This is a genomic window from Pseudoalteromonas sp. SaAl2 (assembly GCF_052947895.1).
Window position 1 is genome coordinate 1,244,177 of the sequence record NZ_CM129605.1, and the last position, 23,563, is coordinate 1,267,739.

General features: G+C 40.9%; 19 protein-coding genes, 1 pseudogene and 1 riboswitch. Of the genes and pseudogenes, 13 read left to right on the forward strand and 7 right to left on the reverse strand.

Annotation, left to right across the window (positions count from 1 at the left end):
* Nucleotides 1-7 precede the first annotated feature (7 nt).
* The 5 genes and pseudogenes from ACU8V8_RS06215 (at nucleotide 8) to ACU8V8_RS06235 (ending at nucleotide 4,417) form a co-directional block, all read left to right on the forward strand.
* Nucleotides 8-1,189 (forward strand): annotated as a pseudogene (locus ACU8V8_RS06215) (cystathionine beta-lyase).
* A gap of 120 nt (nucleotides 1,190-1,309) precedes the next feature.
* Complete coding sequence (locus ACU8V8_RS06220) at nucleotides 1,310-2,128, forward strand: ABC transporter permease (RefSeq protein ID WP_446889160.1); 819 nt, start codon at nucleotides 1,310-1,312, stop codon at nucleotides 2,126-2,128.
* The gene (locus tag ACU8V8_RS06225; RefSeq protein WP_446889161.1) at nucleotides 2,125-3,036 is read left to right on the forward strand and encodes an ABC transporter ATP-binding protein; all 912 of its coding nucleotides are present in this window, start codon (nucleotides 2,125-2,127) and stop codon (nucleotides 3,034-3,036) included. The genes ACU8V8_RS06220 and ACU8V8_RS06225 overlap by 4 nt, the downstream gene beginning before the upstream one ends.
* The gene (locus ACU8V8_RS06230) at nucleotides 3,036-3,410 is read left to right on the forward strand and encodes a PH domain-containing protein (RefSeq protein WP_446889162.1); all 375 of its coding nucleotides are present in this window, start codon (nucleotides 3,036-3,038) and stop codon (nucleotides 3,408-3,410) included. The genes ACU8V8_RS06225 and ACU8V8_RS06230 overlap by 1 nt, the downstream gene beginning before the upstream one ends.
* 218 nt (nucleotides 3,411-3,628) lie before the next feature.
* Nucleotides 3,629-4,417, forward strand: a complete 789-nt coding sequence (locus ACU8V8_RS06235; protein WP_446889163.1) for a putative porin — start codon at nucleotides 3,629-3,631, stop codon at nucleotides 4,415-4,417.
* A 64-nt stretch (nucleotides 4,418-4,481) separates the two neighbouring features.
* Here the strand turns inward: ACU8V8_RS06235 and ACU8V8_RS06240 are convergent, their stop codons facing one another.
* Together ACU8V8_RS06240 and ACU8V8_RS06245 are read right to left on the reverse strand one after the other, a co-directional pair.
* Complete coding sequence (locus ACU8V8_RS06240) at nucleotides 4,482-5,258, reverse strand: outer membrane protein OmpK (protein WP_446889164.1); 777 nt, start codon at nucleotides 5,256-5,258, stop codon at nucleotides 4,482-4,484.
* 89 nt (nucleotides 5,259-5,347) lie between these two features.
* Nucleotides 5,348-6,661, reverse strand: coding sequence for a Na+/H+ antiporter NhaC family protein (locus ACU8V8_RS06245; protein ID WP_446889593.1), 1,314 nt, complete (start codon nucleotides 6,659-6,661; stop codon nucleotides 5,348-5,350).
* A gap of 268 nt (nucleotides 6,662-6,929) precedes the next feature.
* Between ACU8V8_RS06245 and dapB the strand changes: the two genes are divergently transcribed.
* The 5 genes from dapB to ACU8V8_RS06270 all read left to right on the forward strand — a co-directional run bounded on the left by dapB (nucleotide 6,930) and on the right by ACU8V8_RS06270 (nucleotide 14,050).
* Nucleotides 6,930-7,730 carry a 4-hydroxy-tetrahydrodipicolinate reductase gene (gene dapB / locus ACU8V8_RS06250; RefSeq protein WP_446889165.1) on the forward strand — a complete coding sequence of 267 codons (801 nt, stop codon included), beginning with the start codon at nucleotides 6,930-6,932 and terminating at the stop codon, nucleotides 7,728-7,730.
* A gap of 207 nt (nucleotides 7,731-7,937) precedes the next feature.
* Nucleotides 7,938-9,074: a glutamine-hydrolyzing carbamoyl-phosphate synthase small subunit gene (gene carA / locus ACU8V8_RS06255; RefSeq protein ID WP_446889166.1), complete on the forward strand. Its 1,137-nt coding sequence runs from the start codon at nucleotides 7,938-7,940 to the stop codon at nucleotides 9,072-9,074.
* Nucleotides 9,075-9,090: 16 nt separating this feature from the next.
* Nucleotides 9,091-12,309 (forward strand): carbamoyl-phosphate synthase large subunit, encoded by a 3,219-nt coding sequence (gene carB / locus ACU8V8_RS06260; protein ID WP_087531653.1) that lies wholly within the window; start codon nucleotides 9,091-9,093, stop codon nucleotides 12,307-12,309.
* 50 nt (nucleotides 12,310-12,359) lie between these two features.
* Entirely contained in the window at nucleotides 12,360-12,836 is a 477-nt protein-coding gene (gene greA, locus ACU8V8_RS06265; protein WP_087531652.1) for a transcription elongation factor GreA, read from the forward strand.
* 170 nt (nucleotides 12,837-13,006) lie between these two features.
* Entirely contained in the window at nucleotides 13,007-14,050 is a 1,044-nt protein-coding gene (locus tag ACU8V8_RS06270) for a S66 family peptidase (RefSeq protein WP_087531651.1), read from the forward strand.
* A gap of 39 nt (nucleotides 14,051-14,089) precedes the next feature.
* Here the strand turns inward: ACU8V8_RS06270 and ACU8V8_RS06275 are convergent, their stop codons facing one another.
* Both ACU8V8_RS06275 and ACU8V8_RS06280 read right to left on the reverse strand, forming a co-directional pair.
* Nucleotides 14,090-14,746 carry a nitroreductase family protein gene (locus ACU8V8_RS06275; RefSeq protein WP_446889167.1) on the reverse strand — a complete coding sequence of 219 codons (657 nt, stop codon included), beginning with the start codon at nucleotides 14,744-14,746 and terminating at the stop codon, nucleotides 14,090-14,092.
* A gap of 23 nt (nucleotides 14,747-14,769) precedes the next feature.
* Nucleotides 14,770-15,060 (reverse strand): putative quinol monooxygenase, encoded by a 291-nt coding sequence (locus ACU8V8_RS06280; protein WP_446889168.1) that lies wholly within the window; start codon nucleotides 15,058-15,060, stop codon nucleotides 14,770-14,772.
* 116 nt (nucleotides 15,061-15,176) lie between these two features.
* On the opposite strand from ACU8V8_RS06280, the gene ACU8V8_RS06285 reads away from it, so the two are divergent.
* Nucleotides 15,177-16,115, forward strand: coding sequence for a LysR family transcriptional regulator (locus ACU8V8_RS06285; protein ID WP_446889594.1), 939 nt, complete (start codon nucleotides 15,177-15,179; stop codon nucleotides 16,113-16,115).
* A gap of 67 nt (nucleotides 16,116-16,182) precedes the next feature.
* A riboswitch (FMN riboswitch) is annotated at nucleotides 16,183-16,349 on the forward strand.
* 114 nt (nucleotides 16,350-16,463) lie between these two features.
* Nucleotides 16,464-17,117 carry a 3,4-dihydroxy-2-butanone-4-phosphate synthase gene (gene ribB, locus ACU8V8_RS06290; RefSeq protein WP_446889595.1) on the forward strand — a complete coding sequence of 218 codons (654 nt, stop codon included), beginning with the start codon at nucleotides 16,464-16,466 and terminating at the stop codon, nucleotides 17,115-17,117.
* A gap of 51 nt (nucleotides 17,118-17,168) precedes the next feature.
* On the opposite strand, the gene ACU8V8_RS06295 is transcribed toward ribB, so the two are convergent.
* From ACU8V8_RS06295 to ACU8V8_RS06305, 3 genes are all read right to left on the reverse strand, one after another.
* Nucleotides 17,169-18,614, reverse strand: coding sequence for a serine hydrolase (locus tag ACU8V8_RS06295; RefSeq protein ID WP_446889169.1), 1,446 nt, complete (start codon nucleotides 18,612-18,614; stop codon nucleotides 17,169-17,171).
* A 173-nt stretch (nucleotides 18,615-18,787) separates the two neighbouring features.
* On the reverse strand, nucleotides 18,788-21,967 hold the full coding sequence (locus ACU8V8_RS06300; protein ID WP_446889170.1) for an efflux RND transporter permease subunit: 3,180 nt from the start codon (nucleotides 21,965-21,967) through the stop codon (nucleotides 18,788-18,790).
* 3 nt (nucleotides 21,968-21,970) lie between these two features.
* Nucleotides 21,971-23,143, reverse strand: coding sequence for an efflux RND transporter periplasmic adaptor subunit (locus ACU8V8_RS06305; RefSeq protein ID WP_446889171.1), 1,173 nt, complete (start codon nucleotides 23,141-23,143; stop codon nucleotides 21,971-21,973).
* A 126-nt stretch (nucleotides 23,144-23,269) separates the two neighbouring features.
* Between ACU8V8_RS06305 and ACU8V8_RS06310 the strand changes: the two genes are divergently transcribed.
* Nucleotides 23,270-23,533 carry a YkgJ family cysteine cluster protein gene (locus ACU8V8_RS06310; RefSeq protein ID WP_446889172.1) on the forward strand — a complete coding sequence of 88 codons (264 nt, stop codon included), beginning with the start codon at nucleotides 23,270-23,272 and terminating at the stop codon, nucleotides 23,531-23,533.
* The last annotated feature ends 30 nt before the right edge of the window (nucleotides 23,534-23,563 follow it).

Consider the following 23,563-nt stretch of genomic DNA (forward strand, 5'->3'; position numbering starts at 1 on the left):
ATTAATAATGACCAGTAAAACAAATATGAATACGCAATTAGTCAGTAGTGGTAGAAAAAAGCTTATACACATGGTGTTGTAAACCCCGTGGTACAGCGCGCATCTACTGTGGTATTCGATTCAGTTGATGAATTAAAAAATGCGGCAAAAAAGCGTGGTGATAAAACACTTTTTTATGGTCGTCGCGGCACAACTACTCACTTTGCTTTGCAAGAGGCAATCACTGAGCTTGAAGGGGGGGAGGGTTGTGCCTTATACCCATGTGGTGCAGCAGCAATTAGTAGTGCACTTCTGGCATTTGTAAAAGCTGGCGATCATATACTCATGGTTGATACCGCTTATGAGCCAACGCGAGATTTTTTGCGATAAAATTTTAGCTGGTTTTGGTGTGGAAACAACTTACTACCCAGCGACTATTGGCGCCGGAATAAAGTCGCTTATTAAAGATAATACAAAAGTGTTGTTTTTAGAGTCACCAGGTTCAATCACTATGGAAATCCAAGATGTGCCTGCCATGGTTGCTGTTGCGAATGAACAAGGTGTAATGACCATGTTAGATAACACCTATGGCAATGGTTTACATTATCGTCCTTTGGAACATGGAGTTGATATCAGTATTCAAGCTGCAACAAAGTATATTGTAGGCCATTCTGATGTGATGATGGGCGTTGCGGTTGCCAATAAAAAATATTGGCCAAAACTACGTGAGCAATCTTACTTATTAGGTCAATGCACTTCAGCAGATGATGCGTATTTAGCACTTCGTGGACTCAGAACCATGGCCGTGCGGTTAAACCAACATGAAAAGGCGGCGATTGAAGTGGCAACGTGGTTGGAGCAACACAGTCTTGTTGATCATATTCGCCACCCGGCGTTTAGTACTTGCCCAGGGCATGAGTTTTTCAAGCGTGACTTTGATGGCAGTAATGGTTTATTTTCATTTGTTATGAAGCAAGGCAATCAGCAAGCTATAGATGCATTTTTAGATAGCTTAACCCATTTTAAAATGGGTTTTTCATGGGGCGGATTTGAAAGTTTAGTCACGGCTAATTTAACGATGAAAAATTTACGTTCTGCAACCGGCTGGGAGCAAGGGCCAGTGATCCGCTTACATATAGGCCTTGAAGATGTGGATGATTTAATTGCTGACTTAGCACAAGCTTTAGAGGTATATCAGCAGCACCTTTAAAAACGGCTGTTACAATTTCATCTATTGTTACAAAGCTCACCGTTGGTGAGCTTTTTTTTGCTAGTAATTCAATACGTTTGCCCTTAATGTAGATATAACTAGAAAATAAAAGGAACACCTGTGACGCAAATACACCCACAGCGATTATTGAAAATCGCACAGTTTGAGCTTGTCAGGCTATTTATGACTAAGCGCGGGCTACTTGCAGTAGCAGCCTTTACCATTTGTTGGTTATTAGTTTTACGCTACCCGATAGGGCAAGCGGTTAGTATTATTAGCTCGCCAGAAATGGCTGAACTAGCTAAACAGGTGTTTGGCGCAATAGGGTTAAGTAAATTGCTTGATTGGCCAGAAGCAGAACTTGCGATGTACTGGCTTATTGCTTTGTATAGCTTTCCCTGTTTTTGTTTGTTTATATGCAGTGACCAAATTGTCGGTGATAAACAACGAGGTACTCTTCGATTTTTAACTCTTCGTGCGACTAGAAATGAAATCTTATTTGGACGATTTTTAGGCCAAGTATTGATATTAGCCGCATTAATGGCTGTAACATTGATTGCAACATTAGCTGTTATGGTGTTTAGAGATGCCAGCTTATTAATGCATGGCCTCAGCCGCAGCTTTATTATGTTGTGTTACTTGATTGTGGCCGTCATGCCTTTTATCGCGTTAATGGCACTACTAAACACGTTTGCTCGTTCTGCTAGATTAGCATTGGTGCTGGCTATTTTATTTTTTTCCTTAGGCAATATTGTTATTGGCATTTTAGCTTGGCAAATACCTGCGCTAAGCGTCCTTGATTATATATTCCCAGGGGTACAACTAGATCAAATGGCGGGACAAAATTCAAGCCTGCTTAGTAGTTTAGGTATTCCGCTACTCCAAAGCGCTATTTTACTCCTTGTTGCTCAACGTATTTTTGTAAGGAGCTCGCTATGAGTACGTTAATACAAGCACAATCATTAACTAAACGTTATGGCAGTAAGCTGGCATTAGATGATGTTAGCTTTGAAGTAAAAAAGGGCGCTCCAGTTGCATTAGTTGGCCCAAATGGCGCAGGAAAAACCACTTTGTTTAGCATACTATGTGGGTATATTTTACCGACGCATGGCCAGCTAAGTGTCTTAGGATATAAACCTGGCAGCAGCGAATTATTTGGCAAACTCAGTGCGCTCCCGCAAGATGCGCAATTAGACCCTCGTTTTAGTATTGCTCATCAGTTAGCCTTTTATGGGCAACTACAAGGGCTTTCCAACAAGCAAAGTCAAATTGAAGCGCTGCGAGTACTTGATTTAGTCGGATTAGGGGAGGTCGCTAAGCAACGCTCTGACGATTTATCTCACGGGATGCGAAAACGCGTAACAATAGCCCAAGCCCTGATAGGTAAACCTGAAATTGTAATGTTGGATGAAGCCACAGCAGGGCTTGATCCAATTCATGCGCGAGAAGTACGTGAATTGGTAGCAACTTTAAGTAACGAAGCTACATTTATTTTAAGTTCACATGATCTAACAGAGTTAGAGCGACTTTGCGGCCAGGTTCTACACTTAAATAAAGGTCACTTGACAGAGCATCAAGCTGATAGCAGCCAGCAACAAACACAACACTTTATGACCATACTACTTGCTGATAACTACTCCAATGTTGAGCAAACAATACAATCATTAAATGGCGTTAGTCGGGTGTATATGAGTCAGGCCAAAGAGTATGTAATTGAATATCAAAAATCGGATAACTTGTTTGATATTGAGTTACTAAACTTTTGCCATCAACAAGGGTGGCGTTACCGTCAATTGGTGAATGGTCACACTTTAGAAAATCAGATTTTTACACAGGAGAAATTATAATGGGTTTATTCAGCGGATTAATGGGCAATGCTAGTGAAGTAGATGATGACGATTTAGAAAAAGTATTAGCAAATACCATGATTGACGGCGAGCAGGTCGAAAAAGCTTACAAAGTAGTACGTGACATGTTTATTTTTACCAATAAACGCCTAATTTTAATTGATAAGCAAGGCGTAACAGGTTCAAAAATGGAGATGATCAGCATCGCTTACTCAAAAATCACTAAATTTAGTAAAGAAAGTGCCGGGCACTTTGACCTCGATGCTGAGCTTAAAATATGGGTGGGCTCTGATCCAACACCTATTAGTAAAGATTTTAAAGCCGATGATAATATTAATGAAGTATATAAAATAATCTCAACATACGCTTTATAATCATCTGATATTGCAGATGTTTTACCTTTATTGATGCCAGCACCTTGGTGTGCTGGCAAACTTTTATTTACATTTACCTACAGTTTATTACAATTAGTTCTTTAGAAACAATGGCTTGGTTAAGTTTTCATTCAGTTTCCCCGCGTTAGCATGCACCCGTCTTAGTCAACAGGCTAGGCAAATCAGCATTGTAACAATTTTAATAGGGAAATCTTATCATGAAAAAATTAGCAGTTATTATTTCGAGCATTCTTCTTTCTAGCGCCGCGACTGCTGCGGATAGCTACAACTCAATTAGCCATGTAGGGTACAAGGACACGGACAACAATGATACTATCAGCGTTGACTCTACTTATTACTTTTCTCCAAAAGCGACTTTAGGTCCTTATGATCAATTTGAATACATCAATAAGCAATCTAATGTGTATGGTGCATACAGCGATGATGACTTTGGTGATGTAACTACAATTGGCGGCGAATATTTCGTACAAGATTTTGTACTAGGTGCAGAATATTCAAACCTAGATTACGCATCTAGCACTGATGTAATTCAACTTTCAGCAGGTTATTTCTTCAACCCAAATCTGCTTTTAAAAGCAACATTTGAAGATGTTGAAGATGGTGAAAACCGTGTTTTATTTGATTTAGCGTATAACCACCAGCTAAACAGCACAGATTATGTTGGTTTTACAGTAACATCAGATGATGAGTTTGATTACCGTGCCGTAAATGCTAAATACTTCATGGATCTTCAACAAGGTAACTACTTAACTGTTGAAGGGACTATTTCAGACACTGATAACTCAGGTAGCTCATGGGAGTTAGGTTCTAACTACTACTTCTCTAAAGCTACATCGGCATTTGTTACGTTTGACAAAAATGATGACTATAGCTTTGGTGCACAACATTTCTTCAACAAGAATATAGGCTTAAAAGCGGGTTACGCGAATAATTGGGATGACTCAGATTATGATGCATACTTTGCAAATGTAAGCTTACAATTCTAATATGAATGTATATAAAAAAGCCTACTCTAAGTAGGCTTTTTTCATTTCATCACGAGGGGGTTATTTAAAATGTCCACTCTACGTGAAATTGAGGTACTGACTCGGTGGTATCAGTGCCTAACTTGTTATGCCAATATTGCCATTCTAAACCTAGCAATAAGGTGTTTTCTTTCATGCTTATAGCGTGGCCTAAATCCCAAGTAATAATGGGCTGAGCTAAAATCCATGCTTTTACATCTTCGCCAAATTCATTTTCACGTTCAGCGATGTACTCCACGTGACCTGTTACATTGAACTTTTGTGAGCCTATTGAGAATGGGTAACCCCAGGCAACATCCAGCATCCAGCTATTAGTTTCAATTGGTGCCCCACCGCGGGCTACACCATCATTATCATCAATATAGGCTGTGACTAATGTAGACAAAAAAGTAAAACCAGGTGCTTGCCAGTTTACTTTTACACCGGGTAAATACTTCAACACCTTTGAATCACCGGCTGCATTAAAACCCGCTGTTAAGCCGATATCAGTAATCGGTCCATAAGACATATCGCTGCTAGACATTTTCGACAGGCTAAACGTTGAGTACCATTCACCATAAAAGTCTTTATCTTGGTAGTCATCATCGGTTGCATCATTAATGTAGTCTATAAAGAAAAAGTTATCGCCGTAATCATAAGCCGATGCATGTTGCAGTGATGCGATGGTGGTGTTTGATTTTTGCCCTGTAAATGGGTTTTTAAAATCACCATTATTAAGGTGTAATGCGGTGTTGCTCCAATTAGCCGCTTGGCTTGAAGCGCTGACCAAGCTAATGGCAGCAAAGATGACGGTTTTGTTCAATGTATTATCTCGAATCTAAAGGTTGTTAATTAATCCAAAAACGAGATTATAGCAGATACGCGCAAATTTGAGCGTATCTGCAAAAGATATTAGGCTTTATTACGACGCAGGCAAATCACTATAATCGCAGTAAACGCGAGAATAAAACAGTAGTATGAGGATGTGGATACTTCCCATGGGCTAATTTTAAAGGTTGCCCCGAGTAATAGCGCTTGTGCGCCATATGGCAGTGAACCCTGTGTTACACAGGCAAATATATCTAATAAGCTGGCAGAACGCTTAGAGCTTATTTTACCGTCATCTGCTAACTTTTTGGCGATAGGTCCTGCAACGATTATCGATACGGTGTTATTTGCAATGCATAAGTTACTGGTCATTACGAGTGCAGCTATGCCTAACTGGTCAGCCACTTTTCTATGCCATTTAGCGATTACTTTTGTAATGGCTTGAATTTTTTGTGCAATATAATCAAGGCCGCCATTAATGCGAATAAACTCAGACAAACCACCAATAAACATCGACAGCAAAAATATTTCTTGCATATCAGTAAAGCCTTTATAGATGTCTTTTACAAAGCTGGCGCCTTCATAACTACCAGTAAACCCCATCAATGCCGCAAAAATTATTCCGCTAAACAACACAACAAATACGTTAAAGCCCATTACCGCTAGCACTAAAATAAAGACATAAGGCAACACTAATAGGATGTCGAAATCTTTGGTTTCTACCGCTTGCGCTGCAGGGGTTAAGAAAAATAATAAGCCAATAGTGAGGATTGCTGCAGGTAGGGCTATTTTTAAGTTTTCGCGGAACTTGTCTTTCATTTCACAGCCTTGAGTACGTGTCGCTGCAATAGTCGTATCTGAAATGATTGATAGATTATCACCAAACATGGCGCCAGATACAATAGTACCAGCCATTAAGGCAGGATCAATACCGGTTTTAATTGATACAGCATAAGCTATCGGACCAATTGCGCCGATAGTACCCATTGAGGTACCCATAGCCGTTGATACAACCGCGGCAATTAAAAATAAACCAGGCAGTAATAAAGCGGGAGGAATAAGCGATAAACCTGCATTTACCACTGCATCAACACCACCAGTGGCACCTGCTACAGCAGAAAATGCACCTGCGAGTAGGTAAATTAAACACATGGTAATAATATTATTGTGACCAGCGCCTTTGATAAAAGTCTCAACGCTGTGATTGATGCTATTTTTATTGAGGATAAACGCCAACATAATGGCGGGTAAAATAGCAACAGGGGCAGGGAGTTGATAAAAGGCGTAATCGACCCCTTGTGATTGCAAGTATAGACCTGCACCTAAAAATAAGGCTACAAAGGTAAGAAGGGGTAGCAAAGAGAGCTTTGCGTTAGTTTTATTAAATGATGGCTGCATCATATTCCTCGTTAGATAACTCATAGACAACTTAGGCAGCCAAAACATCCTTCTTTTAGCAGCATTTAGTTGTTTTTCTTACCACAATGATAAGTAACTCAACAGCGCCCGCAAGCCAAAGACCAAATCGGCGCAAAAAGGAAGTTTAAATGTATAGATGGCTAAAGTCTATGGGTATCTGTTATTATTATTTTTTAAAAGGGTTACCTGACTATTACACGAGTTTTAGATAAAATCTAGTTCACTTAATTTTGCAAAGGTTATTAATATGAATCGAATTGGCGTATTTGGCGCAAACGGAAGAATGGGGTTGGCATTAGTAGAAGCCGCACACAAAAATAACAATGCCGAGTTAGCAGCTGCCTATGTTCGTAGTAGTTCACCTTTGCTGAATATTGCAGTCAATCAATTAAATAGCGCTGCGCCACTCGATGTTACTTTTAGTGATGAGCGCGAAGTGGCAAATGGTATTGATGTTTTAATCGATTTTACTTTACCTGCCGGTATGCGCGCGCATTTAAAAACTGCCGTAGCAAATAATATCGCAATGGTTATCGGCACCACGGGCCTAAGTGATGATGATATGCAGGCTCTAAATGAAGCCGCTAAGCAAATCCCAATCGTTTTTGCGCGTAATTATAGCGTTGGCGTTAATTTACTGCTTAACTTAGTGCAAACCGCTGCGACTAAATTTGGTGATGATCTTGATATCGAAATCTTTGAAGCACATCACCGCCATAAAATTGATGCGCCATCAGGCACGGCATTAGCCATTGGCGAAGCGATCGCACAGGCAAAAGGGTGGCAGCACGATGAAGTTGCTGTTTATGATCGTAGCCAGGTTGAACAAGCAAAATCGCAAAAAGAAATCGGTTATTCAGTACTCAGGGGTGGCGATATAGTTGGTGAACACACAGCATATTTCGCAACTTCTGGCGAAAGGCTTGAATTAACTCACAAAGCGAGTTCTCGAATGACCTTTGCATTAGGTGCGGTAAGAGCTGCAGGCTGGTTGAAAAATAAACCAGCTGGACTTTATGATATGCAGGATGTGCTTGACTTGAAGTAGTTAAGGTGCATTTTTGGCGGTTTGAAGTGTTTTTTGGTTGATAGTGCTTATTTTTGCTATTTAATGAATTATCGTTAGACCTAAAGAGCAAATTGCTATAAAATAGCGCCAATTTGCCAAAAATTCATAATTGCGTGTTTCCAATCGCTATAAACGGGTAGTAAAGCAAATGACTTTACTCCCGTTTTTTACTGTTAGGAGGTTAACTTGACTAAATCCGCTCTGTTAGTTCTAGAAGACGGCACAGTGTTTCGCGGTACTGCAATCGGCGCTGACGGCATGTCAGTCGGTGAAGTAGTATTCAATACGTCTATGACTGGTTATCAGGAAATCCTGACTGACCCTTCATACGCGGAACAAATCGTAACTTTGACGTACCCACATATCGGTAATACGGGTACTAACAGCGAAGACGAAGAAGCGGGCCACATTTGGGCGAAAGGCCTAGTGATCCGTGATTTGCCACTGCTAGCAAGTAATTTCCGTAACGAGCAATCGTTAGATGATTACTTAAAACAACGCAATATCTTAGGTATTGCAGATATCGACACCCGTAAATTGACGCGTATCTTGCGCGATAAAGGCGCTCAAAACGGCTGTATTATTGCCGGTGATGATATCGATGAAAGCAAAGCGCTCGCAGCTGCGCAAGCCTTCCCAGGCTTAAAAGGCATGGATTTAGCAAAAGTAGTCTCAACCAAGGAAAATTTTGAGTGGCGTGAATCAAGCTGGACATTAGGCGCAGGGTTTAAAACCTTAGATGCGGCTGATGAAAAGTTTCACGTTGTAGCATACGACTTTGGTGTAAAACGTAACATTTTACGTATGCTAGTAGACCGTGGCTGTAAACTAACCGTTGTGCCTGCACAAACCTCGGCAGCAGACGTATTAGCACTAAACCCAGATGGTATCTTTTTATCAAATGGCCCAGGTGATCCAGAACCATGTACCTACGCAATTGATGCAATTAAAGCCTTCTTAGAAACAGATACGCCAATTTTTGGCATTTGTTTAGGGCATCAATTATTAGCATTAGCGTCGGGCGCAAAAACCGCAAAAATGAAGTTTGGTCATCACGGCGGTAACCACCCTGTGAAAGACTTAGACCGTGACGTTGTAATGATCACTGCACAAAACCACGGTTTTGCTGCTGACGAAGCAAGCTTGCCAGCTAACCTTCGTGCAACGCACAAATCATTATTTGACGGCACATTACAAGGTATCCACCGCACCGATAAGCCAGCGTTTAGCTTCCAAGGTCATCCAGAAGCAAGCCCAGGTCCGCACGATGCAGCCCCATTATTTGACCACTTCATCGACTTGATGCAAGCGCGTAACAACTAATTAGACTGGAGTAATAATGCCAAAACGTACCGATTTAAAAAGCATTCTTATCCTAGGCGCTGGCCCGATTGTAATCGGCCAAGCCTGTGAATTTGACTACTCTGGTGCTCAAGCGTGTAAAGCACTTAGAGAAGAAGGCTATCGAGTTATCTTAGTTAACTCAAATCCTGCAACAATTATGACTGACCCTGAAATGGCTGATGCGACGTACATCGAACCAATTCACTGGGAAGTTGTTGAAAAAATTATTGAAAAAGAAAAGCCAGATGCAGTACTACCAACTATGGGTGGTCAAACTGCATTAAACTGTGCACTAGAACTCGACAAGCACGGTGTATTGGCTAAGCACGGCGTTGAGCTGATCGGCGCAACGGCAGATGCAATTGACAAAGCAGAAAACCGCGAACGTTTCGATGTTGCAATGAAAAACATCGGTTTAGAGTGTCCGCGTGCAGAAATTGCTCACTCAATGGAAGAAGCTCGCGACACGATGACGCGCATCGGCTTGCCATGTATCATTCGTCCTTCTTTCACTATGGGTGGCACCGGCGGCGGTGTTGCTTATAATTTAGAAGAGTTCGAAGAAATTTGTGAGCGTGGCTTAGACCTTTCACCTACTAGCGAATTATTGATTGATGAATCATTAATTGGTTGGAAAGAATACGAAATGGAAGTTGTCCGCGACAAAAAAGACAACTGTATTATCGTGTGTTCTATCGAAAACTTTGACCCAATGGGTGTGCACACCGGTGACTCAATCACGGTTGCACCAGCACAAACACTCACTGACAAAGAATATCAATTAATGCGTAACGCCTCTATGGCGGTACTACGTGAAATTGGTGTTGAAACAGGTGGTTCAAACGTACAGTTTGGTGTAAATCCAGTTGATGGACGTATGGTTATCATTGAGATGAACCCTCGTGTATCACGTTCATCTGCACTTGCTTCTAAAGCAACGGGTTTCCCAATTGCTAAAATTGCAGCAAAGCTTGCTGTAGGTTACACCCTTGATGAGCTACAAAACGATATCACAGGCGGTAAAACACCGGCATCGTTTGAGCCATCAATCGATTACGTTGTAACTAAGATCCCACGCTTTAACTTTGAAAAATTTGCCGGTGCTAATGACCGTCTAACAACGCAAATGAAGTCAGTGGGCGAAGTAATGGCGATTGGTCGTAACCAACAAGAGTCATTACATAAAGCTTTACGTGGTCTTGAAGTTGGCGCAACAGGCTTTAACCCAATTGTGGCCTTAGATGACCCGAAAGCGAAAGAAAAAATCATTCGTGAATTACGTGAGCCCGGTGCAGAGCGCATTTGGTATATTGCAGATGCAATGCGCCATGGCATGAGCGTTGATGATGTGTTCGAACTGACTAAGATTGACCCTTGGTACTTAGTACAGATTGAAGACATCTTAAAAGACGAAGCTAAAATTTCAGAAGTAGGTATGGCAGGCTTAAATGCTGACTTCCTACGTAAATTAAAGCGTAAAGGTTTTGCAGACCCACGTATCGCTGAAATTGCCGGTGTATCTGAAGCTGAAATTCGTAAAAAACGTCATCAGTTAAACATCGTGCCAGTTTATAAGCGCGTTGATACCTGCGCGGCAGAATTTAGCTCTGATACTGCTTACATGTACTCATCATACGATGAAGAGTGTGAAGCGAACCCATCTGATCGTGATAAAATCATGGTTATCGGTGGTGGTCCTAACCGTATCGGTCAAGGCATTGAGTTTGATTACTGTTGTGTTCATGCAGCCCTTGCACTTCGTGATGACGGTTATGAAACAATCATGGTTAACTGTAACCCAGAAACGGTTTCTACTGACTATGACACATCAGATCGCTTATTCTTCGAGCCAATTACGCTTGAAGACGTACTAGAAATCGTACGTGTTGAAAAGCCAAAAGGCGTTATCGTGCAATATGGTGGTCAAACACCACTTAAACTTGCCCGTGAACTTGAAGCTAATGGCGTGCCAGTGATTGGTACTTCGCCTGATGCAATCGACCGTGCTGAAGACCGTGAACGTTTCCAACAATTAGTTGAACGTCTTGATTTATTACAGCCAGAAAACGCGACAGTGACTTCAACAGAAGAAGCGATTGCTAAATCAGCTGAAATTGGTTTCCCTCTAGTGGTACGTCCTTCGTATGTACTAGGTGGCCGTGCAATGGAAATTGTGTATGACGAGCAAGATTTACGTCGTTACATGACTGAAGCCGTATCTGCATCAAACGAAGCGCCAGTACTACTTGACCGTTTCTTAGATAACGCGATTGAAGTTGATGTTGACGCAATTTGCGACGGCGAACAAGTAATTATCGGCGGTATCATGGAACATATTGAACAAGCCGGTGTTCACTCAGGTGACTCTGCATGTTCATTACCTGCGCACTCATTAACGCAAGAAGTACAAGATGTAATGCGTAAGCAAGTAACCGATATGGCACTTGAGCTTGGCGTAGTTGGTTTAATGAATACACAGTTTGCTGTTAAAGATGGCAAAGTGTATTTAATCGAAGTAAACCCGCGTGCCGCACGTACAGTGCCATTTGTATCTAAAGCAACAGGTGTAGCACTTGCAAAAGTAGCGGCACGTTGTATGGCGGGTCAATCGCTTGCAAGTCAAGGCATCACAAAAGAAGTGATTCCACCGTATTACAGCGTAAAAGAAGTTGTATTACCGTTTGCTAAGTTCCAAGGTGTTGATCCAATCCGTGGTCCAGAAATGCGCTCAACGGGTGAAGTTATGGGTGTTGGTGATACTTTCGCCGAAGCATTCGCAAAAGCACAATTAGGTGCAAGCAATACTTTACCACGCGGCGGTCGCGCGTTACTATCGGTACGTAATAGCGATAAGCCACGTATTGTAGAACTAGCTAAAACTATGACTGATCTTGGTTTTAAAATAGATGCTACAGGTGGTACAGCCGAAGCCCTTAAAGCTGCGGGTATTGAAGTACGCCGTGTAAATAAAGTATTTGAAGGCCGCCCTCATATTCTTGATAACATCAAGAATAAAGAATACAGCTATATCGTAAATACGACCGAAGGTCGCCAAGCGATCGAAGACTCGAAGGTGTTGCGTCGTGGTGCATTGCAAAACAAAACCAATTACACGACAACCTTGAATGCGGCATTTGCTAACTGTACTGCTAACCAAGCGGATGACCGTAGCAAAGTGACGTCAGTTCAAGAACTACATCAGCGATTGAACTAAGGAAATGTGCCAAGGCCGTGTTTTCGGCCTTGGGATTAAGTGAGAAAAGTATGCAAACAATTCCGATGACAGTTCGTGGCGCAGAGTTATTGCGCAAAGAACTTAACGAATTAAAAACAGTTACCCGTCCTAAAATCGTTGCTGATATAGCAGATGCACGAGAACATGGTGACTTAAAAGAAAACGCTGAATATCACGCAGCGCGTGAACAACAGGGTTTTTGCGAAGGCCGTATTCAAGAAATTGAAGCGAAGCTTTCAAACGTACAAATTATTGATGTAACTAAATTACCAAATACAGGTAAAGTTATCTTTGGCACTACAGTAACAATCGTTAATGTTGAAACTGATGCCGAAGTAACGTACCAAATTGTGGGTGATGACGAAGCAGATATAAAAAATAATCGTATTTCGGTAAATTCACCAATCGCACGCGGTTTAATTGGTAAACAGGCAGATGATGCTGTGATCATTAAAACCCCTAACGGCGATGTTGAATACGAAGTTATCGAGGTTGAGTACGTTTAAATACTTTACTGACTTTGCGTTTTAATAGAAACCGCTGCGTAACTGCAGCGGTTTTTTTATGCGTGAGCTAAATTAGACACAGCTTGATTATTTCGGTAGCTTAGAGTCTTGTAAAAACCATTCCATTAAGTTTACATTTTTAGTGGCGCAGAAGTTTACCAAGGAGTTTTATGGAACCAATTATTTTTCCTGCACCTTTGGAACAAGGTGATAAAATTGCAATTTGTGCATTCTCAAGCTGTGTAGATGCTGAATTTCAACCACGTTTGGATAAAGTTCTACATGGGCTTAAAACACGCGGTTATGATGTTATTGAAGGGCAGTGCCTCAGAGAGCTCAATTCAGCCAAAGACCGCGCAGATGAGTTAATGGCATTTTTAAAGGATGATACTATCGCTGCAGTTATGCCACCTTGGGGTGGTGAGTTAGCGATGGAAATACTGCAATATATTGACTTTAGTGCACTTAAAAAGTGTCGCCCTAAATGGGTTGTTGGTTTTTCAGATATCAGCACTTTTATGTGTGTACTAACAGCACGTTGTGGCTGGGCAACTTTACACACCGCAAATTTAATGCAGCTTCACCCAGACGAAAGTGATAGTGCATGCTTGCAAGTATTTGATGTTTTGACCCTTACTAAAGGGGAGCAGTTTATTCAAGAGCCCGCTAAGTTTTACCAAAGCAAGGCGATTGATTACGCAAACGAACCTGATACATTGTTTGATTTAACAGAGCCTAGCCAATGGCGATGTTTAAATTACAAAGATAAACGTGAGATAGAATTAACAGGGCGACTTTTTGGCGGTTGTTTAGATACTCTAAATGTATTACTTGCGACACCTTATTTAGACTTACACAGCTTTAAACAAGAGTTTGCTCAAGAGGGGCTGGTACTTTATTTAGAAAATGCAGAGTTGTCACCGAGTGCGGTTGCGCGCAGCTTAATGGCGTTGAAGCTGAATGGTGTTTTCGCTGACATTAATGGAATTATACTAGGACGAAGTGCATTAGTTAAATCACCTTACCAAGGTATTGATTATTATGATGCCATTGAGTTTGCTCTTGGAAAGTGTATTTTTCCAGTAATCATTGATGCCGATATAGGTCATGTTGCACCTAATATGAGTTTAGTTAATGGCGCATTTTGTACACTAACAGCAAAAATTAATAAAGGCTTAGCGAGTGAAGTGAGTGTAACAACTTCATTAAAATAAGGTGAGTAAGGCTCATGGTTGCCCATGAGCCTTCTGAATTTATAAAATATTGATAATATGCTCTTGTGCTAAGCGTGACTTCGGCAGTTTAGCGTTGTAGTCTTCAGCGTTATCATGGTAGCCAATGACTAAGGCTACATCGCAAATATAACCACCGAGCTCTTGTTTAAACTCTTCACCGATAAGCTCTGCATCAACACCTTCCATTGGCGTTGAATCAATACCTAAACGTGCTGCTGCGTGCATAGTGTTACCCAGCGCAATATAAGTTTGTGCTTTGGTCCAAGTGGCATTATTACCAGCTTCATCAGTATTTAAATCTACAAAGGCGTAAGCGCCAAATGCTTGCTCGCGATTTTCTGTGGGCGTACGGCCATTGGCGATATCAGCATCAATCACTTTTGCATAATCTTCACGCGTGTAGTGTGGATTGTAAGCGAATAAAATCGTATGCGAAGCTGCTTTAATATGGGGTTGATTAAACTGGAATTTATTAGCAAAAGTATTGTGCATACGTTCTTTTGCTTGATCAGATTCAATCACAATAAATTTCCAAGGTTGTGAGTTGATAGAGGATGGTGAAAGACGCATAGCCTCAATAAGTACCGCCAAGTCTTGCTCAGATACGCGTTTAGAGGAGTCGTATTTTTTAGCGGTATAACGTGCTTCTAAATCTGCAATGATAGGGTGTGTCATTTTTCTTTCCTGTTTAAAACTGTTTACTTAATTAGGGTCAATTTATTAATAGTAAAATGTGCAATTGCACCTTCTACCGCGGCTGAATACGTTTTTATATGCTCAGTTTGTGTATGCTCTGACCATAACTGAGTCGTTTTCCATTGTTCATACATTATAAAATGGCTTAAATTATCAACATCTTGATGCAATTCATAACGAATGCAACCCGGTTCTTTTCTGGTTTCGTCAATTAACTTAAATAGTGCGTTTTTTACTAATTCAGTTTTGTCTTGATGGGCTACAATATTTGCTACAACGGTTAGCTGATTCATTGTTAATCCTTAAGCGTTTTAGAACGATTGTTTTACTATGGATTGCATAATAGCCCTTGCATTGCTTTTTATAAACAGCATAATTATTGAATCATTATCAAAATAAAATAGATAATATGCAGTTAGATGATTTAAAACTGATATTGAAAGTGGCTGAGTTCAAAAGTATTACCTTAGCTGCGGCAAAACTTGATATGCGAACCGCCACAGCAAGTGCTGCTATCAAACGTGTAGAAGCAGCATTAGGTGTTGATCTTTTTGTACGAACAACACGCCACCTTAGACTGTCAGCAGCAGGAGAGCGATATATACCACAATGCGAGCAAGCTTTAGTAGTGCTTGAAAACGCGCGGCAAAATTTAAAAGGCGAGCACGATGAAATTGAGGGGGAGCTCAGAGTGGCGTTATCGTCTGATTTAGGGCGTAACTTAGTGATCCCTTGGATTGATGAAATAATGGATAAGTACCCTAAGGTAAGCTTACGTGCGCATATCAGTGACAGCAACATAGACTTTTATCGTGACTCAGTGGATATAGCATTGCGCTATGGTTCGCCCAGTGACACAAACGTGTATGGCTTTAAAATTTGTAATGTGCCACGTTTACTGTGCGCGACCAAAGAATACGTGCAGCAACATGGTAACCCTCAGCACCCAGACGAACTTAGCCAGCACCAAGGGCTGTTTTATCAGTTACAAGATATAATCAATAATGTCTGGGAATTTACTGATGGCGAGACAAAATTCAAAGTTAAAATGGATGGATCACGTGCCGCTAATGATGGTGATTTAGTTAGGCGTTGGTGCGTTGCAGGTAAGGGTATTGCAGTAAAATCAGCATTAGACATTGCAGATGATCTACTAAATGACCGAGTGATCACACTGATGCCTGGTTATCAACACACCTGTGGCGAACTGTGGTTAATTTGTCCTAGTCGTCAATCAATAACGCCTGCTGTTCGTTTATTACGGGACGTGTGTAGAGACAAAGCCAATACAACGTTAACTAAATTAGTTGATAGAGGCATACTTGAGGGCAGTGTGTTAGATAACTAATTATTACTCGCGTCAATAGGTTGTTTGGGTATAAAATAGCTGAGCTGACACAAAATTAATAGTGTGAGTAAATTCTCAGGGCGGGGTGAAATTCCCCACCGGCGGTATATTTTCTGTGATTTATTATTACAAAATGAGCCCGCGAGCGCTTTATTTCTATCTTAGTTATAAAGGTCAGCAGATCTGGTGAGAGGCCAGAGCCGACGGTTATAGTCCGGATGAAAGAGAACAAGGCCAAAGTTTTTTGGCTTATTAAAACAGTTACTTGGCTGCCAATTTAGGCGGCCTTTTGTTGTGTCTTTCAGTGTCCTGAATCTTTTCATATTTTAACAGGTATTAAAAATGATGATTCAGTCTTCTTTACTTAGTCAATTTGGCGAACCACTCGAACGTGTTGAACGTGCTATTGTTGCATTGCAGCGAGGTGAAGGTGTGCTTGTAGTTGATGATGAAAATCGTGAAAATGAAGGTGACTTTGTGTTTTCAGCACAGCACCTAACCACAGCGCAAATGGCAATGATGATCCGCGAGGGGAGTGGAATTGTGTGTTTGTGTATGGGGGAAGAGCGAGTTAAACAACTCGATTTACCACAAATGGTAACGAACAATACCAGCCAAAATAACACCGCTTATACGGTTACCATTGAAGCTAAACATGGTGTTACAACGGGGGTTTCGGCAGCAGATAGGGTAACTACTATTAAAGCGGCTACCGCCGATAATGCTCAACCTAGTGATTTATCGCGCCCAGGGCATGTATTTGGTTTAAAAGCACAAACTGGTGGTGTACTTGTTCGTCGTGGCCACACCGAAGCATCAATAGACTTAATGCAGTTAGCGGGCTTAAAACCTTTTGGGGTTATTTGCGAGTTAAATAATGTTGATGGCTCAATGGCGCGATTACCGCAGGTAAGTGAGTTTGCGTTAAAGCATGACATGGTGGTGGTCTCTATAGAAGATTTAGTACAGTACATACGATTACACCAACAACACGCTAGTTAGAGACTATGCATTCGTAATAAAGCCACATACTTGTGGCTTTATTATTAAAGTTTACTGTAATTTTATAATAGCTTGCTTTGCGCTTTCACTGTCGGGGTTTAATTCAAGAGCACGTTGGTAACTTTTTAATGCAAGTTCCGGGTTGTTGGCGGTAATATAGGCTTCACCCAGACTATCGTGAGTATTAGCAGAATTGGGATACTTAATAGCGTTTAGTTTAAATATGGCAATAGCAGCATCGAGTTTTTTCATTGCTATTAATTCATAACCAAAATAATTAATACTTCTTTCTCTAAGTGGCACATTATTCCTATCTAATTGTTTGTACTTGTCTTTTAATGCTGTAATACCACCACTTTGCAAGGCGTGATAAAGTTGACTATCCACATTTTCAGTTGCGTCGTCGTAGGGCTTACCGTAAAAAATATTGGTTAACCCCTGTGTCATTGGTGTAAGAGGGGCACCGCCAGTGTTATTTAAAATCACGATGAGTAGCTGATCTTCCAATATACGACTAATAAATGCATTAAATCCATCTATACCTCCACCATGTTGTACTTGTGTTAGTGGTTTGCCATATTTATCAGTATTTAATTGATTAACTTCCCAGCCAAATGCGTAATTACGCTGCTGCGTTACGGTATACATTTGCTTTTTTAGCTCTTCATTTATTAGCTTATTTGTATAAAGTGCTTGATCCCATTTTACGAGATCGCGGGCGGTTGAATAGAGAGACCCCGCGGCATAGGGAATAGACATATCCAAATATTCAGCATTTGTGTAACCGTTCAAGTTATTATTATAGCCAGATGCACGTTGCGTGATTAGTTTTTCATGAGAATCATAGCCGGTGTTGTGCATATTCAGCGGCGTAAAAATATTTTCTTGCAACACATCCTGATAACGTTGTTGAGTGATTTTTTCAATCACTGCACCTAAAATAAAGTAGCCTGAGTTGCTGTAGCGAAATTGTGTACCGGGCTCAAATAATAAATCATCACTGCATAACAGCGTTATAAACTCATCAACGCTGTAAGGGTTACGGCTATAATCATCTCTAAATGCTTTTACATGGGTGTAATTACTTAGCCCTGATGTATGGTTAAGTATTTGGCGTATAGTAATTTTATTGCCAATATCTTTGCGGTAGTTGGGCAGGTAAGTGCTTAAAGGTGCATCGAGCTGTATTTTGTTTTGTTGAACCAATTGTAGAATGAGTAGGGCTGTAAATTGCTTTGTAATAGAGCCGATTCGAAACTTGGTCTGTGATGTATTTTTAATATCCCATTCAAAGTTTGCGTAACCATAGCTTTTTTCAAAAATAACTTCGCCTTGTTTGGCAACTAACACGTTACCATTAAATTGTTTTAACTCATGAAAGCCTTGTATGAAAGAGTCAATTTCTGTGGCTTTATTAGCGGCTAAGCTTATTGTAGATATAAAAAGTAAACTCATAGCTAATAATTGAGTTAGCCAAACTCTAGTCTTGTGACTCATAATTTCCCTTAATTATTATTGTTTGTTTTAAAATCAATTTTTAGCGTGGTTAGTATGAAAAGTAAACTGATTTCGTGTTGCACTTTTGTGTTCAGTTCGTTTGTTTTTTTATTTTTTGCAATAAAAAGCCCGAGTTGTAAACAGCTCGGGCTTGATGGTTGGGATAACAAATTTTATAACGCTGAATGACTTATTTTCGTATCCGTCTGGTTATTAATTGGCGCACCATCTATCAGCGCTTCTTTGCCGCGCCATTTACGAATTAAGCGTTTGGCATCTTCTAGTGCAACATATTGACATGGAATTAAAATTAACGTGATAACAGTGGCAAATAGCACACCAAAGGCGAGTGATACAGCCATTGGGATAACAATTTTGGCTTGTAAGCTAGTTTCCATAATAATAGGCAATACACCAATAAAGGTGGTTACTGAGGTCAGTAATATTGCTCTAAAACGGCGTGCACCCGCTTGCATAACGGCGTCTTTTATTGCAACGCCTTCTGCGCGTGCTTTATTAACAAAATCAACCATAACAAGTGAATCATTCACCACAACACCTGCAACAGCGATAATACCAAAAATTGATAGGCCACTCATGGTCATTCCTAAAATCATGTGACCAAACATGGCACCAATGACACCAAATGGGATCACAGACATAATAATAAAGGGTTGTGAATATGAGCGAAGCGGTATTGCTAATAATGCAAATATAATCATCATAGACAGAGCAAAATCACGTACTTGTTCTGCAACACTGTCCATTTCTTCTTGAATTCGTCCTGCAACACTACTTTGCACACCAGGGTAGTTTTTCAGTAAGGCAGGTAAGTATTCATCACGAATCTCTTGTGCAATCGCAAACGGTTCTACTTTATCCGTATTAACCGCAGCCCATACGTTAACAGTACGTTTTGAATTCTCCCTGCGTATCCGGTTAACACCATCAACTAGGCTGACAGTGGCGACTTCTGTAAGCGGAACCTCAACACCACTCGGTGTAATGATACGTACGCTTTGTATATCGCTAATTGAATTACGTGCTTCTTGTGGGTAGCGGATCATCACTTTGACTTCTTCGCCATCACGCAATATGCGTTGTGCTTCCAAGCCGTAGTAACTAAAGCTAACTTGTGACGCTACATCAGCAAGGGTTAAGCCCATGCTGTAAGCCAATGGTTTTAAGTCAAGCTGCACTTCGTCAGTGGCACTTTGCATTGAGTCATTTACATCACCGACACCTTCCATGCTGTTTAACTTCTGTTTTAGCTGAGCTGCTACTGCTTTAAGTTGCTTTGCATCTTTACCTTCAAGACGAAAGCTAATATCACCGTCGTCACGCCCGCCATTCATAATGCTGTCTTCAATTGTGAGAGTTTTAACACCAGGAAGAGGTGGCATCTGCTCGCGCCATAGTGCGCTTAGTGCAAAGGTATCAATAGGGCGTAAATCAGGCTCAATAAGCACAGCCATTAAACTGGCATTGGTACGACCGCGAAGGCTTACTGATAAATCACGTACCATCGCTGTGCCATACTGCTCTTTAAGTTGTTGATCAACTTTTAAGATGACGTCTTCTATTTTTTTAGCGGTTTCTAATGTTGCTTGCTCAGAAGAAGCTAAGTTCATTTCTACTGAAATTCGTGGGAAATCATGGGGGATTTTCGGGTTAGCTACAAATTTAACTAAGCCACCTGCAAACATACCGCCACTAACAATAAGCACACACACAAAACCAATGATGACGGTATAACGATAGTGAATACAACGTGCAATAAACGGCGTGTAATAGTTATCGACAAACCGCTTTAAGCCACCATCCATCACCTTACGTAAGCGATGTAATGGGTTTTTTGGATTAGGTTTACGCACTTTCATTGCTGCTAAGTGAGCTGGGAGGATTAACTTTGATTCAATCAAAGAGAAAATTAAGCATAAAATAATTACACCACCAATGGCTTTAGAAAATGCAGCGCCAGGTCCAGTTGCTAACGTTTGGGGTAAAAACGCGGCAATCGTTGTTAATACACCAAAAGTGGCCGGCATTGCGACACGCTTTACGCCGCGTACAACGTTATCGAGTGAGTGGCCGTGTTTTTCAATTTCAGCGCTAGCTGACTCACCAACAACAATGGCATCATCTACCACTATCCCTAGTACTAAAATAAATGCAAACAGTGATGCCAAATTGATCGTGACGTCTAAAAAGCCCATTGGCATCATTAAAAAAGCACCTAGGAAGGATACAGGCAAGCCCATCATCACCCAAAACGCTAAGCGTAGTGGTAAAAATAAGGCTAAAACAACCATCACTAAAATACCACCCCACACCATGTTGTCGATCATCATATCTAATCGACCTTCAAGGTAGTAGGTTAAATCAACAATAGGTGAGAGTTTTACACCGGCAGGCAGCTGATCTTTTTTATCAGCTAAATATTGCTTTAATACTTTAGCTACTTTTGTGATGTCTTGATCTTTTGATGCATTAACTTCAAAGGAGAGGGAATTTTTACCGTTATATTTTGAATATTGTAATCCTTCTTCAAAGTCATCATTAATTGTTGCAACATCTCCTAAAAAAATCTGGGCACCATCAGGGAGAAGTATTAATGGGAGTTTTTCAAACTCGTTGCCGCGATAGGCTTGTTTTTCTACACGCATAGAAATATAGCCATTGTCAGAGCGAATTTGCCCCGCTGACATATTCGCTGAAAAGGCACGTACAGCATTTGAAATATCTCTAAAGGTTAGCCCATATTCGCGTAGTTTATCTGGGCTGACTTCAATGCCAATTTCGTAATTTAAACCACCATTGAACTCAACAAGGTTTATTTGCGGTAACGCTTGTAACTCATCTTTTATGTTATTACCAAGCTCTTTTAACTGGTAGTTACTCATGTCACCATATAGTGCTAGTATCATGACTTCTTGTTCAAATTTGTCATGGCGAACAACAGGGCGTTCCATGTCTGCAGGGAAAGTGTTGATTGAATCAACCTGCATTTTAATTTCGTCGAGCACTTCTTTTGTGTCGTATTTTTCGTCTATTTCAATCCATGCTTGGGAATATCCACGGTTCGAATAGGTGATTTTACGCTTTAAGCCTTCGAGCCCCTCAATCGCTTCTTCAACCTTGATGGTGATACCTTCTTCAACTTCTTGAGGTGCAGCACCAGGGTAGACAGCTTGTACACTGATCCAATTATTTTCAAACTGTGGAAACATCTGTTTGCGAATTGAAAACGCAGTTAAGATGCCGCCGACCAAGATAAAAATCATCATCAAATTGGCTGCAACTGGGTTGCGAGCAAACCAGGCTATAAGCCCTTTTTCACTATGGATGGTCATGGCTTATTCCTCTTTCAACGCAAGCTGCGTTACGCCTGAAGGAGCAGGACTATCGTTGAGTTTGACTTGCATGCCTTCGGTTGGAAACTCAAGTGCTGAGGTAATTAATTGCTGACCTTCATTTAGACCAGCATCGGCTATTATCATACCGTTTTGTTCTCGCACAATATTGAGCGTTTTGAATGAAAGCGTTAAGTCATCGTTGAGTACTGCAATTTTGTTATCTTTAACTAAATGATGTGGTACCACAATGGCATTATCTAATGAACGCCCTGAAATGGTTGCATTTATATACGAGCCAAAGCGAAGCGGTTGTTTACTAGCATACGGTGTTGTAACTTGTGCGACTAAATAGCTCATGCGGCTTGTTTGATCAATCACCCCTTCACTGCGCACAACGCTAGCCTGCCAAGTGGTAGGCTTACCTGCAAACTCGGCATTAACCGTTACTGTTGCGCCGATACCGCCATTTTTTAGGTATTGCAATTCTTTGTCGGCAACAGGCAAACGGATTTCAGCAATTGATGTTGAGCTTAACTCGCCAAATTTACTGCCAAGGCTAACTACACTGCCAAGGCTAATATCCCGAGCAGCAATAATGGCATCATACGGGGCTTTAATATAGGTGCGTTCTAAATTACGGCTTGCGCGTTTTTCACTTGCTTGTGCTGCACGATAGCGAGCCAGCTTTTCAGCCAGCTGCGGTTTGCGTAAATAGAGATTAGAAGGGATCATTTCGTTTGAGTCATCTTTTATACGATCCCATTCAGCTTTTGCGACGTGGGCTTGAGCACGTTCGATTTCAAGATCAGCACTTGCTTGTGCTAAACCTGCTTGTGCTTCAATGAGTGCAGCTTCATAATCATTTGGGTCAATTCGTGCTAGAATGTCGCCTTGCTTAACAAAACCACCTTGGACAAATTGTTCAGATACATATACTACTTGCCCTGCAACTTGGGCAACTAATTGTGTATGGTCTTTTGGTTTAACTACACCATAAGATTTAACATCAAGGGTAATGGCATCAAGGTGAAGCGCATCAGTTGATACGAGAGGACGGGTATCTTGTTCTGGTTTTTCTTCTGGGGGTTGTTTCATAGATGAGAAACCAGCTGCCAGTGCTATGCCGCCAACCAGTACGGCAATAGGTAGAATTATTTGTTTTTTAGTAGCCACAAGGCTTTCCTCATAATTGGGTGACAGGGTAAGCATAATGAATAAAGTATTTACAAGTCGTATGAAGATGTAACAAAGCATTACATAAGTAACAAAGTGTCAGTAATAGGTAATTAAGGGGTGAAAATGAATACACAACCAATGACGTGTAGGCTAGGCTGCGGAGCGTGTTGTATAGCACCGAGTATTAGTTCTCCGATCCCTGGCATGCCTCATGGGAAAAAAGCCGGTGAGCGTTGCATTCAGTTAGATAACAATAACTTATGTAAACTGTTTGGTGATGAAAGTCGCCCAAAAGTATGTAGTGATTTTAGTGCGACTATTGATGTGTGCGGTACGACTAATGCCCAAGCGTTACAATTAATAACTGAATTAGAGCAAATGACCTAGGTTTTTACTGCTATTTGGTTATAAAAAAGC